The sequence below is a fragment of the Burkholderia sp. ZZQ-2 genome, from assembly GCF_050768715.1.
Classification (GTDB): domain Bacteria; phylum Pseudomonadota; class Gammaproteobacteria; order Burkholderiales; family Burkholderiaceae; genus Burkholderia; species Burkholderia cepacia.
The window spans coordinates 59792-74457 of the sequence record NZ_LDVA01000385.1 but is presented as its reverse complement, the minus strand read 5'-3'; the positions used below and the strand labels follow the sequence as shown (position 1 = coordinate 74457).

Below are 14666 nucleotides of genomic sequence, written 5' to 3'. Positions count from 1 at the left end.
CGGTCATGCGCGGCATGTGTAGCTACGAGAGCTTGAAGGATGGCACGTTGGACCTCGCCGACATTGCGCTGATGAATGACATGCTAGCGGTTCAGGGCGAGAATCAAGCGCTTATTCAGGAGCATCTGAGTAGGATTCAAGAGGCAGGCGCCTAAACTCGTCCTGCATCTCCTTCAGCCGTGCAATTCTCGCTTTGTGCGCTTCCTCCGCTGTGGCGAAGTTCCCGACATGGATTTGCTTCCCGTCGAGACCAATGCGAGCGCGCCATACGCCTCTACTGGGTCGCCAGTCGACTCCGGCATAGCCAGACTTGTTGCACGCGTATGCGCCTCGGTTGCGCATGTTTTCGGCATGCGTAGCTTCGCGGATCTGAGTGATTCGATTGTCAGATCGGCGACCGACTCGATGGTCGAGTTCGTCGTCCGGCCATCTCCCGTGAATGTACAGCCACGCGAGGCGATGCGCCTTGTGCATTACTCCGTCGATGCTGATGTCAACGTACCCTTGGTTGTTGCTGCCGGCCTTCGATCCAGCTTTCACGGTTCCGCGAGATACGCGCCACGTGAATTCGCCAGTTCCAGGATCATAGTGAAGTAGCTGTTTGAGACGATCCTGCGTGAGTGCTTTTGTTCGTGACATACGCGGTTTAGATGTCAGACGGTATCGACCTGAAATGATACCCATCATCGGATTAAAAAATGGCCGATAGCGTAGTCATCCGTGAATTTCTCGTGGCTTTGGGCTTCAAGGTCGACGAGAAGGGCCTGAAGAACTTCAAGGAAGGCGTCGAAGGCACGACGAAGGGCGTCAAGCAGCTGATCGCGACCGTATCCGGCGCCGCGCTCACGGTGAGCGCCGGCGTCGCGGCATTCGCGTCGAAGCTCGAGCGCCTGTATTTCGTGTCGCAGCGCACGGGCGCATCGGCAACCAACCTGCGCGGCTTCGAGTTCGCCGCCCGTAACATGGGCGTTTCCGCCGAGGCGGCCACCGGCACGATCGAGAACCTTGCGCGCTTCCTGCGCAACAACCCGGCGGGCGAGGGTTATCTCGCGACGCTGGGCGTGCAGACGCGCAACGCAAACGGCGAGTTGCGCGACACAGTCGACATCATGTCGGACCTCGGGAAGTCGCTAGCGAACAAGCCGACGTGGCTTGCCAGCCAATACGGCAACATTCTCGGCATTGACGAGAACCTGATGCTCGCGATGCGCAACGGGGACTTCGAGAAGCTCCTGAAGCAGTATCGCGAGATGTCGCAGACGACGGGTCTGGACAAGGCTGCGGACGACTCGCACCGGTTCATGACGCAGCTGCGCGGCCTCGGCACGTCGTTCGAGAATCTCGGCATCCGTGTCGAGGGCTCGATGCTGCAGAAGATCGGGCCGAGCCTCGATCGCTTTCAACGGTGGATGGACGAGCACGGCGATGAGATCGCGAATCGGATCACCGATGTCGCGAACGCTGTCGTGAAGGCGGCCGCAGCAATGGGGCCGCCGCTAGCCTGGCTGGCCGACAAGTTTGTCGAGCTCGACCACGGCACCAACGGCTGGTCGACGAAGATTTTGTTGCTGGGCGTGGCACTGAATGCGCTGGGGGTGTTCAAGATCGCGCGCGGCATCTGGAAAGCCGCGGCGGCGCTTCGCGCGATGGGCGCGGCGGGCACCGGTACTGCTTCCGTTATCTCCGGCCTGATTGGAAATGTCGGCGGCCTGATCACGCTGTTGGGGCGGCTTTCTGCGATTGCCGGCGCCGCGTTCGCTGGCTGGAAAATCGGCGATGCGCTGCGCGACTCGGTTGACGGTTGGATTTCGAAGGCGTCCGGCGGCCGGTTCCGCTCGATTTGGGACGTGCTGACGGGAACGGATCGCCGCGGCCTCGACGCGACTGGCGGCTACACGCAGGAGGAAATAGACAGCGTGAAGGACGGCGGCGGCGCGAAACTGACTCCGCCGCGCTCGGATCAGCCAACAACTCAGGCGCCGTCCAGTGCGCCGGAACCGACTCCCGTTCGCGAGTCGTCGGGGACACCGGCTCCTGCCCCGGCAGCGGCACCGGCGGCGGCTCCGGCTCCGGCTCCATCAGGTGCGCCTGTTCCGGCTTCAGCGCCCGCGCAGCCTGGCGAAAAGGCATCTGTACCGAGTTCGGTAACGTCCGGTCCGAAAAATCTGACTCAGCCGCCGCAGCCGCCGCAGCTGCCGGCGCCGCAGATTGAGCGTGTTTCCATTCCCGACGACAGCGGTCTCGCCGGCCGTCTCGGCCAGCTCGCGGATACGGCGTTCGGCAAGCTGATCGCACGCGGTGAAGGCGATTACAACAGCGTGAATCGCGGCGCGCGCGGCGGTTACCGTGCCGGCACTGAGAACCTCGAGGGCATGACGCTGGCGCAGGTCATGGCCGCGCAGCGTGCTGGGCAATTCAACGCGGCCGGACGCTACCAAATCATCGGCAGTACGCTGGCCGAAGCTGCGCGTGGGTTGAAGCTGAAAGGCAACGAGATGTTCGATCGACGGCTTCAGGATCGGATCTTCGAACAGTACCTGGTGCGCAACAAGCGGCGCGCGATCGCCGACTACGTGGAAGGGCGAAGCGGTGACCTGCGCGCGGCATTGCGGGCAGCATCGCGCGAGTGGGCGAGCGTGGCAGATCCGGATACCGGTCGCAGCTACTACGCTGGCAAGGGAAACAACCGCGCGAGCATCTCGGCTGCCGAGATGGAGGCGGCGCTGCGCAATACGCGCGCGACCTATCAGACGCCGGCCGCTGCGATGGCGCAAGCCGCGGCCACGTCGGCGGCTGCGACGAAGGTCGAGGTGAACCAGACCACGCAGATTCACGTGGACGGCGCTGGTGATCCAGCCGCAGCGGGCCGGGCAGTTGAGCGTGAGCAGCGTGCGGTGAATTCCGACTTGGTTCGAAACCTTCAGGGGGTAGTCGCATGATCCTCGACATGATCATGATCTCGCCGAAGAAGATCGGCAGCATTACGGTGCAGGTCGCGATCGAGGAGGTTTACAACGACGAGCTCACGATCACGGAGCATCCGGTCGAGCAAGGGGCGCAGATCACCGATCACGCCTTCAAGCGGCAGCCGGATGTCGCGATACGTTGCGGCTGGAGCAATGCCGACTACGAGGCACTGCTCGGCGCAGCGGAAGCGACGTTCGATGGCGGTGGCCTGCCATCGGCGCAGTACGTGAATGCGATCTACTCGCAGCTGCTTGCGCTACAGCAGTCGCGCACGCCGTTCGATGTAACGACGAGCCGCCGCTTCTACCAGAACATGCTTCTGCAGGGGCTGCGGCTCACGACTGACGCCAAGACGTCGAGCGCGCTGATCCTGACGGCGACGCTCAAGCAGATTCGGATCGTGTCGACGCAGGTTACGAAACTTCCTCCGAAAGAGAACCAGGCCGATCCGGCTTCGACGGCTGAAACGGGCAATGGCGGTACGAAAGCAGCAATGCCCGCGACGCCAGCGCCGGGCGGCGCGGTGCCGCCGGGGAGTATGTGATGCCGAGCTTCTTCGAGATTCCGTTTTCTCCGCGCCCGGAGCGCTTCACCGTGACGCTGAGCGGGACTGACTATCGCCTGACCGTCCAGTACCGCAAGGCCGGCGGCGCGGGGTGGGTGCTCGACATCGCTGACGCATCGGACAATCCCCTGGTATCGGGCATACCGCTGGTTACCGGTATAGACCTGCTCGGCCAGTACAAGCACCTTGGGTTTCAAGGGCGGCTGTGGGTGCAGGGCGCCGCTGATCCTGACGACGTTCCGACGTACGAGGATCTCGGCATCGGGTCGCACGTTTTCTGGGTAACGGATCAATGAGCGTTCAGCAATTCGGCCGGAAGGTATCGTTGATCATCGGCTTCGACAGCGGAGAAGCACTCGACCTGTCCGAGCTGCGGATCGTGTTCCGCGTGCAGCGGGGCGATTTGCAGACGCCGAACTCGGCGCGGATCCGCGTCTACAACGTGTCCGCGAATACGGCACGACGAGCCCAAAGTAAGGAATTCACGCGCGTCGTGCTGCAGGCCGGCTACGAGGGCAACTACGGCATCATCTTCGACGGACAGATCAAGCAGGTACGGCGCGGGCGCGAGAGCCAGACGGATACATTCATCGACATCACCGCAGCGGACGGCGACTCCGCGTACAACTTCGCCGTGGTGAACACGACGCTCGCGGCCGGGTCGACGCCGGCCGACCATGTGGCGGCCGTATGCACTGCGATGGGCCAGTATGGCGTGCAGCAGGGCTATCTACCAGAATTGCCATCGAATCCGCTGCCGAGAGGCAAGGTGATGTTTGGCATGGCGCGGGACTTCATGCGATGGACCGCGCGCACCACGCAGACCGTCTGGAGCATCCAAGACGGCAAGGTGGTGATGGTGCCCGAGACGGCATACATGCCTGGCGAGATCCCGGTGATTACTTCTGCGACTGGCATGGTCGGCCTGCCGCAGCAGACGGCGAACGGCATCGAGGTGAAGATGCTGCTGAATCCGAGCGTAAAGATCGGCCGGCTGATCTGGCTCGACAACGCGAGCATTCAGCAGTACGAGTACAGCTTGAACGTGGGCCAGCAGGCCGAGAACGAGCGGATCGAGATGCAGGCGAAGCTGCAGGACGACGGCTTCTACTACGTGATGCTCGCGGAGGTCAGTGGAGACACGCGCGGCGAAGAGTGGTACACGAGCGTGGTCTGCCTCGCAGCCGACGTCACTGTGCTGCCTGACTCGTTCAAAGACAAGGCGGCGGTGCCACCCGCCGACGTGATCAAGAGGTTCGGCTAGCGGCCGTACGTCGGAAGCGCCTTGATGGTCATTTTTGCCGAGTTTATGTAGCTGCTGACGTCGGCCCGCGCCAGAGTATTGAGCGGGATGGATTTCGTCGGCATCTTCGGAACGATGATCACGGCGTCGCCGTCAATCGTCTCGCCCCAGCAACCGATGTCCCAGACGCCACGGTAGGACTCGTAGCGCCGCATGTTCTGCGCGTTCGCCAGTGGCAGGTCGCACTTCTGAGCGGTGTACAGGATCGTCGGGAACTGATTGTCCACCGTCACGCCGACCTTCATGCCGGCGAACGGGTAGACGTAGGCGTCGTCAGCGATGGCGGCGAGCGGCGCGAGCAGCGCGGCGGTCAACAGCAGTTTTTTCATTTTCATCCCATGGATCGACGTGAAAGGGTAGGCGACCCGGAGGTCGCACTGCGTGAAGCGTTCGACGGCGTGCGCGCGGGTGTCTGGACAGCATTGCCCGGCATCATCCAGTCGTTCGAAAGTGCCGCCGATCGGCCGCCGACGTGCAGCGTGCAGCCGGCGATCAAAGCGCAGGTGCGCGGCATCGACGGCACGATCCAGAGCGTTGCGCTGCCGCTGTTGGTCGACTGCCCGGTCCAGTTTCCAGCTGGCGGAAATTGTACGCTGACGTTCCCAGTCAAGCAGGGCGATGAGTGCCTTGTCGTGTTCGCCTCGCGATGCATCGATGCGTGGTGGCAGTCGGGCGGGGTGCAGGAGCAAGCCGAGCTCCGCATGCACGACCTGTCGGACGGGTTCGCGCTGCTCGGCTTTCGTTCGCGGCCGCGCGCGCTCGTCGGCGTCAGCGGCACCTCGACGCAACTGCGCAGCGACGACGGCGCGACGTATATCGACCTGAACCCGACGCTGCAGAAGGTGAAGATCGTCGCGCCGGGCGGCTTCGACGTCGTCGCGCCGCTGTCGACGTTCTCGGCGGCCGTGACGATCACCGGGCTGCTGACGTTCGTCGGTGGCATGGTCGGCAGCGCTGCGAGCGGCGCCGCCGCGGTGTTCAACGGCATCCTCAACGTGATCGGCCAGATCACGGCGAATGGTAAGCGCGTCGACGACACGCACACGCACTCCGATCCGCAGGGCGGCAACACCGGCCCGGTCAACTGAGACTCCCATGCGATACCGAAAACTCGATGCTGAAGGCGACTACGTCTTCGGTGGGGGCGCGGCTGACTTCCTCGTGAACACACCCGAGGCGGTCGCGCAGGCCGTACTGACGCGCCTGCGCCTGCTGCGCGGCGAATGGTTCCTCGACACGACGGCCGGCATGCCGTGGGACACCGACGTACTCGGGAAGTACACCAGCGGCAAGTACGACGCGGCGATCCGCACGTGCATCCTCGGCACACAGGGTGTAACCGAACTTACGAGCTACTCGAGTACGGCTGATCCCGAGACGCGCGTGCTGACGGTTACCGCGACGATCAACACCATCTACGGCAACACCACGGTACAGGCGACATTGTGACTATCACGACCCTCGCACCCACCATCGACGCGAACGGCATCACCGCACCGACGTACGCGGAAGCGTTCGCGTTTCTGCAGGATCAGTTCCGCTCGATCTATGGCGCCGACACGTACCTGGAGCCGGACAGCCAGGACGGCCAGTTGCTCGGTGTGTTCGCGAAGGCGATCAGCGACGTCAACTCGGTCGCCATCGCGATCTACCGGTCGTTCAGCCCCGCCACCGCGCAGGGCGACGCGCTGTCGAGCAACGTCAAGATCAATGGGATCGCGCGGAAGGTCGCGTCGTACTCGAGCGCCGACCTCGTGCTGATCGGCCAGGCCGGCAAGACGATCACGAATGGCGCGGCGAAAGACGCCAATGGCGTGCAGTGGATGCTGCCGGCCACCGTGACGATTCCGCCGAGCGGCACCATCACCGTCACGGCGACGTGCGCGACGATCGGCGACGTATCCGCGCGCGCAGGCACGATCAACCAGATCGCGACGCCAGCGCTCGGCTGGCAGTCGGTGACGAACCCGGCGGATGCTGCCGAGGGCGCCCCAGTCGAAAAGGATCCGCTGCTGCGGCAGCGGCAGACGGTGTCGACCGCGCTGCCATCACTCACGGTTCTCGACGGCATCATCGGTGCAGTGGCGAACGTGCCCGGCGTCACGCGGTACGTCGCATACGAAAACGACACAAGCGCGACCGACTCCAACGGCATCCCGTCGCACTCGATTTCGCTCGTCGTCGAGGGTGGCGACGCGACTGCAATCGCGAATGCGATCGCGGCGAAGAAGACGCCAGGCGCTGGCACGTTCGGCACGACGTCGATCGTCGTCGCAGACATCTATGGCCGGCCGATCACGATCAGCTTCTTCCGACCGACAGGCGCACCGATCGGGGCAACCGTGACGATCAAGGCGCTCGGCGGATATACGACGCAGGCGGGTCAGCAGATACAGCAGGCGGTGTCGGACTACATCAACGGCGTGCAGATCGGCGGCGGCCTGTCCGGCAGCGTCGAATGGGGCGACGCTTTGACCGCGGCGAATAGTGTGGGCGGCGGGGTGACGTTCAAGCTGTCTGGTTTGACGCTCTCTGGTCCGCGTGGCCCCGGCGCGCCGGACGTCGCGCTGCTGTTCAACGAGGCTGCGTCGTGCACGCCGGCGAACGTGACGCTGGTGGTGACCTGATGGCTGACCTGACCGAATACACCGCGCTGATCACGTCAGAGCACAGCGACAAGCCGCGGTTCATGGCGACCGTCGAATCGCTCGTACAGCCGCTCGTAGACCAGATGGGCGTGCTGCAGAGCATGCCCGGCAGGTTCGATCTCGATAACGCAGTAGGCGTCCAGCTGGACGACGTCGGGCTCTGGGTTGGAGTGTCGCGGAAGATCCGTACACCGCTGACAGGCGTTTATTTCTCGTTCGACATCGCAGGCCTCGGCTTCGACCAGGGCACCTGGAAGGGACCGTTCGATCCAGATTCGGGGCTGACCGTACTGGACGACGACACGTACCGGCTGGTCATCCGCGCGAAGATCGGCGCGAACCACTGGGATGGGACGCTCGAGCAGAGCGCGGCGATCCTGAACAGCATCTTCGACGCGGGCACGCACGTGTTCATCGAGGACCACCAGGACATGTCGATGACGATCGGCATTGCCGGGAAGGTCCCGCCGGCGACGTTCCTCGCGCTGCTTTCCGGCGGATACATCCCCCTGAAGCCCGAAGGTGTTCGGGTCAACTACACGGTCGTCACGACCGTCGACGGATCACCCCTGTTCGGATTCGACATGAGCAATCAGCTTGTGGCCGGGTTCGATGTCGGAGCCTGGAGCAGGCCCGTTTAACCGCCAATCGCATTGTCTGCAAGCCACCTTCGGGTGGCTTTTTTTATGCTCGGAGCATTGATGGCAACGAACGACTTTCTCGTGTTCGGTGGGGGCAGCTCCCCGAACGTTATCGACCAGGCGACGTACGCGGCGCTGGCGGCCCGTCTGTCGGGATTCCAGTCCGGCACCGCCCTGTCGGCGCAGCTCAACAAGGTGTGGCGCCAGAGCTCGATCATGGCGGCGGTGCTGGCGCAGTTCACCGCTAACTTTTCCGGCCAGAATTCGGTCGACGATGGCACGATTGCGGCGCTCCTGGCGAACTTGCAAGCAGCGATCAACGCGGCTGGGATCACGGCTCCGCAGTTCGACAACAGCACGAGGCTGGCGACGACAGCGTTTATTCAACGTCAAGGGTTGAAGGCCAGCGGATTCGTGGTCTATACGGCGACGGCTACATTGCCGGCCTCGGTATGCGGTGCCGTGATCTATACGGGTGGCCCGTCGGCATTCACGCTAACGTTGCCGCCCGCCTCAGCAGTTCCTGGCGGTGCCCGAATTGAGGTCTATAGTATGGCCGGCGCTGGGGTTACGTTTTCCGCGCAGGGTTCGGACACTATCCCGGCGACGGGATCTAAAACCATCGTCCTGAACGCCGGCGACACGATGGCGTTGCAGTCGAACGGGATCGACCATTGGGAACTGGTCGGCGGCTCGGTAGCGCTTCTGTATGCGGCTGTGATGGCAGGCGCGAACTGGAAGACGCCGCCGCAATTCGATAACAGCGGGAGACTGGCGACGACGGCTTTTGTACAGCGTGCGCAAGGAAACTTTCAGGTACGGAAGTTTATAACGGGTGGCGCTTTGGCTGCCTCCGATTCGGGGTCGTGGATCGAGGTGGGCGGTAACGGGCCAATCACCGTGACTTTGCCTGCTCCATCGACCGACAACTTGGTGTATAGCATCACCAATGTGACGAACAACTCGACCCCCGTCACGATCTCAACCGCCTCCGCGAGCATCTACAACCAAGCGTCAGCGTCGTCCTCGTTTTCACTCGACGTCGGTGCAACGGTAGAACTCGTTTCTGACGCCTCAAACTGGACTGTAATCTCGCACTACACGCGGAGCCCGATCGCACAAACACCACCTCAGTTTGACAACACCACGAGACTGGCGACGACGGCGTTTGTGCAGCAGGCCCTCGGTAATTATCGGTCTCCGAGAGGATATGTTGGCAACGCTACCCTGAGTGCCATTGACATCGGGGCGATGATTACTTGGGACGGAAACGGCACGTTGACGTTGCCGGATGCAACCGCCTTTCCTGGCGGATCCGCAATCCGTGTGTTCAAGTACGCCGGGCCGATTGCTTCCGTTCTTACGGCAAATAAGCCGGGGCAATTGAATGTGCCTACTAGCGGGGCCGACACTTACACATTCGCTGTTGGTGTGTACGGTTTCTTCGAGCTGATTAACGAAAGTAGCGTGAAGTGGGACGTGGCTGGGGAGTTGTTCAACCAGTTCGGAACGACTGCTGCTGCTGGAGACAACAGCACGAGGCTTGCGACCACGGCTTTCGTGCAGCGAGCAAGTGGCGCCGTTGTCGGCTCGATGCGCAACGCCGCAATGGGCGTCCCCGTGGCAAGCACATCGGCGACGTTCACCGCCGATGAGGTTGTCGTCGAAACAGCGCTCGGTGGCGTGGCCTACAAGCTCGCGAACTTCAACGAGGCGATCAACCTCGCGACGACGGGGATGGATACCGGATCGGCCCCTGTGTCGGGATATGTCGGTCTATATGCAGGTTACAACCCGTCCACTGGCGCTCGCAAATTGTTCGCAAGCAATGCCACCTCAACCGTTCTTGGAAGCGTATATGGCGGCTCCAATCCACCGGCTGGTATCGCAGCAACGGCGCTCGTCAGCGTTTGGCCGACGAATGGGAACGGGCAGTTCGTCCCTGGCCTGCAGCTCGATCGTGAAGTCGGGATAGGGAATAACACTGTCCTCTCAACATCGACGGCTCAGGCATCGTTGACGTCTTTTTCGGCTGCTGCTGCGTTGCCTCCCAATGCACGATTTTGCCGAGGGGACTATACGATCTCGTCGTCATCGGCAGGTGCGGGAACAAATGGTGTCGTATGTGGAAGCTCTATTGAAGTCGGTCGTGTGGCGATTGGCACGACGAGTCCAACAGCAAGTGGCTCCTTGACAACCTCATTTCCGAAAATCCCGATTGTGACTCCTCAAACGCTTTACTATCGCGCAGGCGTGTCCGCCGGGACGTTGAACTTCGTGGTCAATGTCTGCGCATACTCATTCTGAGGGACATATGAAAATCAGCGTCGCGTTCTCTGACGAATCCGAAACGACCATCATCGCATCTTTCGGATGCGCGCAGGATATTGAGGTGTGGCCTCATCAAGGGCTCGTTGATGAAACGGACTCCCGATGGATCTCGTATGCTGCTCAGTTTCCATCGGGAGCAATCGAATTGGTTAACGACCAATGATCGATTCCACGATCGGCTCGACAACGGAGAATGTCTGTTTGGCTTTGATTCCGTAGAGCTGATCGTCGGGATGCGCGCAATCGGTCATCATGCTTTTCCAATCCGGGGTTGTCTGATCGAACTCAAATTGGGCGACGAGCGGGGCATTTTGAAGTGCAGCTTCTGATCGAAGTGCTTCAACATACTGAATAATCGTGCCGGGATCGGGCTGCTTGCAAGTGGGGTTAGGTTCCTGCAGCACTACGATCTTCCCTGCGTCTCGAGCGGTCTGGATGAGGTATCCGAGAATCTTCGCATACTCGCTCGGTGACGCTTCGTACTCGCCAGGCTGTGGAGCTTTCCAGTAGTAGAAGTCGTTGAGCGCGAAGTTCAACAATACTACCTGGGCCTTCGATTGTTCCATCTGGATTTTCCATTCCGGATGTTTCCCGTCTGTTCCCGAGAGGAGCTGAAATGCCTGCGTTCCGCCGACACCTTCGTTTTTTACGGTGACAGACGTTCCGAAGCGCTTCTGAAGAAGGGCTTGCAGCTGCGCAGGCTCGCTGTTTTGCGTAGTCGTCAAAACTCCGTCGACTGTTTGGGCGCCGAGCGTAGTGCTGTCGCCATATGCTTCGATCAGTACAGACTTCTGCTCTTGCGTAGCAGGAGTTGCGGCATAGGCCGACGATCCATCGCCGCCGCCGCAAGCTGCGCAAGACAGGAGAAGTCCGCAAAGTATTGAGCCGATAAAGCCGCGAGCCATTAATTCCCTCAAGTCGCTATTTTTTAACGACGAAATAATACCTGACATGGTTTTTCTCCGTTGGAACTGGCGCATGTAAAGGCCAACAATGGGCGTAACGAGTTATTACCAGCCGTCTTCGGACGGCTTTTTCATTACGGGGGCTTGATGAAGAGCGAGGTCGTTGCGAGCGCAGCAAAGGCTGTGCCGGCGGTTGGCGGCAATCTCTGGTTATGGCTTACGAGCCACGACATCAACTGGTGGGTAGCCGTCGCGACCATCGCGTACATAGGGCTGCAGGCGTACTACCTGGTCAAGAACAAAGGGAAGAGGGCATTGCTCGATGGTTAACGTTCCGAAGAAGACGCTTGCCAGCGTTGTAGGGGCTGCTGCGGCAGCCCTTCTTTTTTCCATGGTCCCGAAATTCGAGGGGCTCGAGCTCGTCGCGCGGCCCGATCCGATCGGGATCATCACGGCGTGCAACGGCGACACGAAGGACGTGCACGCCGGGCAGCGATTCACGCCGGAGGAGTGCCACGCGCGCCTCGAGCAGCGGCTCATCGAGCATGCCGAGCCGGTGCTGAAGTGCACGCCGGGTCTGAAGGGGCACACGAACCAGCTCGCGGCAGCTGTGAGCTTTGCCTACAACGTGGGCGCCGGTGCGTACTGCGGCAGCACGACGGCGAAGCGGTTCAACGCCGGTGACTGGAAGGGCGCGTGCCGCGCGATGAACGAGGCGGACAACGGGCGGCCGCAGTGGGTGACGGCCGGCGGCCGCGTACTTCCGGGTCTGGTGAAACGGCGCGCTGAAGAGCGTGCACTGTGCGAGCGCGATCTATGACGACCACGAAAACCCACGAGACGCGGCGCACGCTTGCCGAGGACGTCTTCTATCCAGATCACGAGCCGCGCGCCGAGTCGCCGACGTTCCGCGCGAGCAAGCGCGCGATGAAAGCGGCGGGCGGCTACGTTTGCGCAGTCTGCGGTGACGACCAGGCCGTCGAGTCGCACCACCGGTTCTTCGAGTGGGCGTTCTCGCATGCGATCGACTGGAAGTGGATCCGCGGCGTCGCACTGAACCAGGTCGACACGATGTTCAGCCACAAGCTGCAGCGCATCGTGCCCATCCCGCGCCAGCACCCAGTTTGGGACGTGATCCGGCTGACGCAGGGCTTCGACTGGGAGGCGTTCGATCCGGCGCGGCCGGAGGCGTTCGTCGACTCGACCTACAACCAACTGCTGCTGTGCGCGCTCCATCACCGGGGCAAGGATCACGGCCGGCACGAGGAAAGCGATCCCGTCTGGAGCGTGCAGGCGTTCCTGCTGCCGGGCTTCGTCTACTCGCCGGACGAGCTGAAGCAACTGCACGCGAAGGAGCCGAAATGACCTGGTTCGATCCACGTGTTTGGCTGGCCGTCATTGTGGCGGCTGTCGTCGGCCTCGCCGGCGGCTACTTCAAGGGGCACGCCGACGGTGCGCGCGCGACGGTCGTGGCCGCGCAGAAGGCGCAGATCGACGCCGTCGCGGCCGCGCGCGCCGAGGAACAACGCCGCACCGCGGCACAACAGGAGATCGCAAACGATGCGAACCAACAACGTACGGCTGCGCTGGCGGATGCTTTTGCTGCTCGTGCTGCCGCTGGCAGCCTGCAGCAGCGCGTCGACCAGCTCGTCGCAGCCGCCCGCCATCCCGCCGCTACAACCGGAAGCCCGGCAGCCGGCGACGCCCTCGATCTGCTTGCCGACGTGCTCAGCCGCGCTGACCAGCGCGCGGGCGACTTGGCAGAGTACGCTGACCGCGCCCGCATCGCCGGCCAGCAGTGTGAGCGCGACTACGACGCCCTGACGGCGGCCGCGCGCTGAAACCTTCCACAATTGGCGAGCTCGCAGCCATGGCTGCTGCGCGTCACATCATCCCGGCGCGCCCCTTTTCCTTCCGGAGAAGGTGGCGCAGCTCCTGAAATTTTCCATTCCCACCGCTCAGCTCCCCGCGGTCGGGGATGTTCTTGTCGACGTAGTCGAACCACTCCTGAACCCTGTCCAGCGATTTTCGAAGAGCAAGAATCTCGAGGATCAGCCATCGCACCTGCAAGTCCGTGTACTCGCGCCATAGGGCTCGCAGCTCGGCATCGGTCGGCGCATCAAATTCCGGCATCTTGGGCTTCAACTTGAAGCGCGGATCCGTGAGCGGCACGCGGTTGCGATCAATTCGGGTGGCCTCGATCGGCGTGCACGAGCTCAGGAACGTCGACCTCTCGTCCTGATCGATCCACAGTTCAAATTCCTGCTTCGTGAGCTCGATAGGCGTCCTCCGGCGCGTCTTGTCGCCTTGGAACACGTACTCCCAGATGTAAGCCCACTCCGGCTTGATCACGCCATCACCACTGTATAAAAGCACAGTATATTTCGCGATAAGCTACCCTAGTCAAGGCCGGAAAAATGGGGACGGGCGATGTGTACAAACTACCGAGCGCCGCACGAGGACTACGAGATCCGCGAACTGAGGATCGAGCCGTTCAGCGACCTGTACCGCGACTTCCCGTGGAAGCCGGAGATCTACCAGGACTACCTCGCGCCGATCGTCGCGAATGTCGACGGAAAGCTCAGACCATTGGCGGCCGGCTTCGGCTTCTGGCCGCGAGCGCTGCAGAAGGCCAACATCGAAAAGGCGAAGGAGCAGGGCCGGAAGCCGCCGATCATGCGCAGCACCATGAACGTGCGCGACGACAACCTCGGGAAGTCGCCGTTGTACGGGCCGGCCTGGCGCGCCGGGCGCCGTTGCTTGATCCCGGCCGACTGGATCTACGAGCCGTGCTACGAGACGGGGAAGAACGTGTGGCACCGGATCGGGTTGACCGACTGGCGAACGATGTGCGTCGCTGGCATTTGGCGAACGCTGACGAGCCCGGACGGGGCTGAGCATCACACGATGTCCATGATCACGGTGAATGGCGAGGGGCACCCGATTTTTTCTCGGATGCACAAGCCGGACGACGAGAAGCGCGCGGTCGTTATCCTGCGGCCCGACGACTGGGAGGAGTGGCTGACGACGCCGAACATTGAGGCAGTGCGTGCAATGTTGCAGTTCTATCCGGCCGACGAGATGGCTGCCGAGCCGAAGTGATTCAGCGTCACGCCATTTTCAGCATAACGCTTCGCGGTGTAAGGAAGGGGAAAGCTTTTTGGTCCAATCGAATGCTGATATTGTAATAATGCGAACGTGAATTGGTCCGCTAAAAATCACACTATCGCGTTTGAACTCTGTTTGTTGTAATGTGCTATCCTCCAGTCGCAGTTTGAATAATTCTAACGCAACTATGAGGCCGAG

General features: G+C 61.9%; 19 protein-coding genes. 15 read left to right on the top strand and 4 right to left on the bottom strand.

Features of this window, described 5'->3' with window-relative positions:
* The first annotated feature begins 5 nt into the window (after nucleotides 1–5).
* Nucleotides 6–155: a DUF6889 family protein gene (locus ABY44_RS39370; RefSeq protein WP_416360338.1), complete on the top strand. Its 150-nt coding sequence runs from the start codon at nucleotides 6–8 to the stop codon at nucleotides 153–155.
* Here ABY44_RS39370 and ABY44_RS39365 read toward each other — a convergent pair.
* A complete protein-coding gene (locus tag ABY44_RS39365; protein WP_354006479.1) occupies nucleotides 112–474 on the bottom strand; it encodes an HNH endonuclease signature motif containing protein in 363 nt (120 codons plus the stop codon). The genes ABY44_RS39370 and ABY44_RS39365 overlap by 44 nt on opposite strands.
* A 224-nt stretch (nucleotides 475–698) precedes the next feature.
* Here ABY44_RS39365 and ABY44_RS39360 point away from each other — a divergent pair, with 224 nt between their 5' ends.
* The 4 genes from ABY44_RS39360 to ABY44_RS39345 are packed head-to-tail and all read left to right on the top strand — an operon-like array spanning nucleotide 699 to nucleotide 4796.
* Complete coding sequence (locus ABY44_RS39360) at nucleotides 699–2939, top strand: mannosyl-glycoprotein endo-beta-N-acetylglucosamidase (protein WP_431643596.1); 2241 nt, start codon at nucleotides 699–701, stop codon at nucleotides 2937–2939.
* A complete protein-coding gene (locus ABY44_RS39355) occupies nucleotides 2936–3511 on the top strand; it encodes a phage baseplate protein (protein ID WP_060051521.1) in 576 nt (191 codons plus the stop codon). The genes ABY44_RS39360 and ABY44_RS39355 overlap by 4 nt, the downstream gene beginning before the upstream one ends.
* A complete protein-coding gene (locus tag ABY44_RS39350; RefSeq protein ID WP_059638706.1) occupies nucleotides 3511–3828 on the top strand; it encodes a phage baseplate plug family protein in 318 nt (105 codons plus the stop codon). The genes ABY44_RS39355 and ABY44_RS39350 overlap by 1 nt, the downstream gene beginning before the upstream one ends.
* On the top strand, nucleotides 3825–4796 hold the full coding sequence (locus tag ABY44_RS39345; protein ID WP_431643595.1) for a phage protein: 972 nt from the start codon (nucleotides 3825–3827) through the stop codon (nucleotides 4794–4796). Before ABY44_RS39350 ends, ABY44_RS39345 begins: the two co-directional genes overlap by 4 nt.
* Here the strand turns inward: ABY44_RS39345 and ABY44_RS39340 are convergent.
* Entirely contained in the window at nucleotides 4793–5164 is a 372-nt protein-coding gene (locus ABY44_RS39340; protein WP_234743048.1) for a hypothetical protein, read from the bottom strand. The genes ABY44_RS39345 and ABY44_RS39340 overlap by 4 nt on opposite strands.
* Nucleotides 5165–5173: 9 nt before the next feature.
* Between ABY44_RS39340 and ABY44_RS39335 the strand changes: the two genes are divergently transcribed.
* From ABY44_RS39335 to ABY44_RS39315, 5 genes are read left to right on the top strand one after another with little or no spacing between them, the layout of a single operon-like run.
* The gene (locus tag ABY44_RS39335; protein ID WP_334046128.1) at nucleotides 5174–5923 is read left to right on the top strand and encodes a Gp138 family membrane-puncturing spike protein; all 750 of its coding nucleotides are present in this window, start codon (nucleotides 5174–5176) and stop codon (nucleotides 5921–5923) included.
* Between the two features lie 7 nt (nucleotides 5924–5930).
* Nucleotides 5931–6284: a hypothetical protein gene (locus ABY44_RS39330; RefSeq protein WP_272545654.1), complete on the top strand. Its 354-nt coding sequence runs from the start codon at nucleotides 5931–5933 to the stop codon at nucleotides 6282–6284.
* Entirely contained in the window at nucleotides 6281–7462 is a 1182-nt protein-coding gene (locus ABY44_RS39325) for a baseplate J/gp47 family protein (protein ID WP_431643594.1), read from the top strand. The genes ABY44_RS39330 and ABY44_RS39325 overlap by 4 nt, the downstream gene beginning before the upstream one ends.
* Nucleotides 7462–8124, top strand: coding sequence for a DUF2612 domain-containing protein (locus ABY44_RS39320; RefSeq protein WP_431643593.1), 663 nt, complete (start codon nucleotides 7462–7464; stop codon nucleotides 8122–8124). The genes ABY44_RS39325 and ABY44_RS39320 overlap by 1 nt, the downstream gene beginning before the upstream one ends.
* 60 nt (nucleotides 8125–8184) lie before the next feature.
* Entirely contained in the window at nucleotides 8185–10431 is a 2247-nt protein-coding gene (locus ABY44_RS39315; RefSeq protein ID WP_431643592.1) for a hypothetical protein, read from the top strand.
* A 173-nt stretch (nucleotides 10432–10604) separates the two neighbouring features.
* Here ABY44_RS39315 and ABY44_RS39310 read toward each other — a convergent pair whose 3' ends face one another.
* Nucleotides 10605–11408 carry an SGNH/GDSL hydrolase family protein gene (locus ABY44_RS39310; protein WP_431643591.1) on the bottom strand — a complete coding sequence of 268 codons (804 nt, stop codon included), beginning with the start codon at nucleotides 11406–11408 and terminating at the stop codon, nucleotides 10605–10607.
* A 99-nt stretch (nucleotides 11409–11507) separates the two neighbouring features.
* On the opposite strand from ABY44_RS39310, the gene ABY44_RS39305 reads away from it, so the two are divergent.
* From ABY44_RS39305 to ABY44_RS39290, 4 genes are read left to right on the top strand one after another with little or no spacing between them, the layout of a single operon-like run.
* Nucleotides 11508–11690, top strand: coding sequence for a hypothetical protein (locus ABY44_RS39305; protein WP_027791743.1), 183 nt, complete (start codon nucleotides 11508–11510; stop codon nucleotides 11688–11690).
* Nucleotides 11683–12180 (top strand): lysozyme, encoded by a 498-nt coding sequence (locus tag ABY44_RS39300; protein WP_059863011.1) that lies wholly within the window; start codon nucleotides 11683–11685, stop codon nucleotides 12178–12180. Before ABY44_RS39305 ends, ABY44_RS39300 begins: the two co-directional genes overlap by 8 nt.
* Nucleotides 12177–12725 carry a hypothetical protein gene (locus tag ABY44_RS39295; protein ID WP_431643590.1) on the top strand — a complete coding sequence of 183 codons (549 nt, stop codon included), beginning with the start codon at nucleotides 12177–12179 and terminating at the stop codon, nucleotides 12723–12725. Before ABY44_RS39300 ends, ABY44_RS39295 begins: the two co-directional genes overlap by 4 nt.
* Entirely contained in the window at nucleotides 12722–13201 is a 480-nt protein-coding gene (locus tag ABY44_RS39290) for a DUF2514 family protein (protein WP_431643589.1), read from the top strand. The genes ABY44_RS39295 and ABY44_RS39290 overlap by 4 nt, the downstream gene beginning before the upstream one ends.
* Before the next feature lie 43 nt (nucleotides 13202–13244).
* On the opposite strand, the gene ABY44_RS39285 is transcribed toward ABY44_RS39290, so the two are convergent.
* On the bottom strand, nucleotides 13245–13709 hold the full coding sequence (locus tag ABY44_RS39285) for a hypothetical protein (RefSeq protein ID WP_431643635.1): 465 nt from the start codon (nucleotides 13707–13709) through the stop codon (nucleotides 13245–13247).
* 81 nt (nucleotides 13710–13790) lie between these two features.
* Here ABY44_RS39285 and ABY44_RS39280 point away from each other — a divergent pair, with 81 nt between their 5' ends.
* Nucleotides 13791–14462, top strand: a complete 672-nt coding sequence (locus tag ABY44_RS39280) for an SOS response-associated peptidase family protein (protein WP_431643588.1) — start codon at nucleotides 13791–13793, stop codon at nucleotides 14460–14462.
* Nucleotides 14463–14666 lie beyond the last annotated feature (204 nt).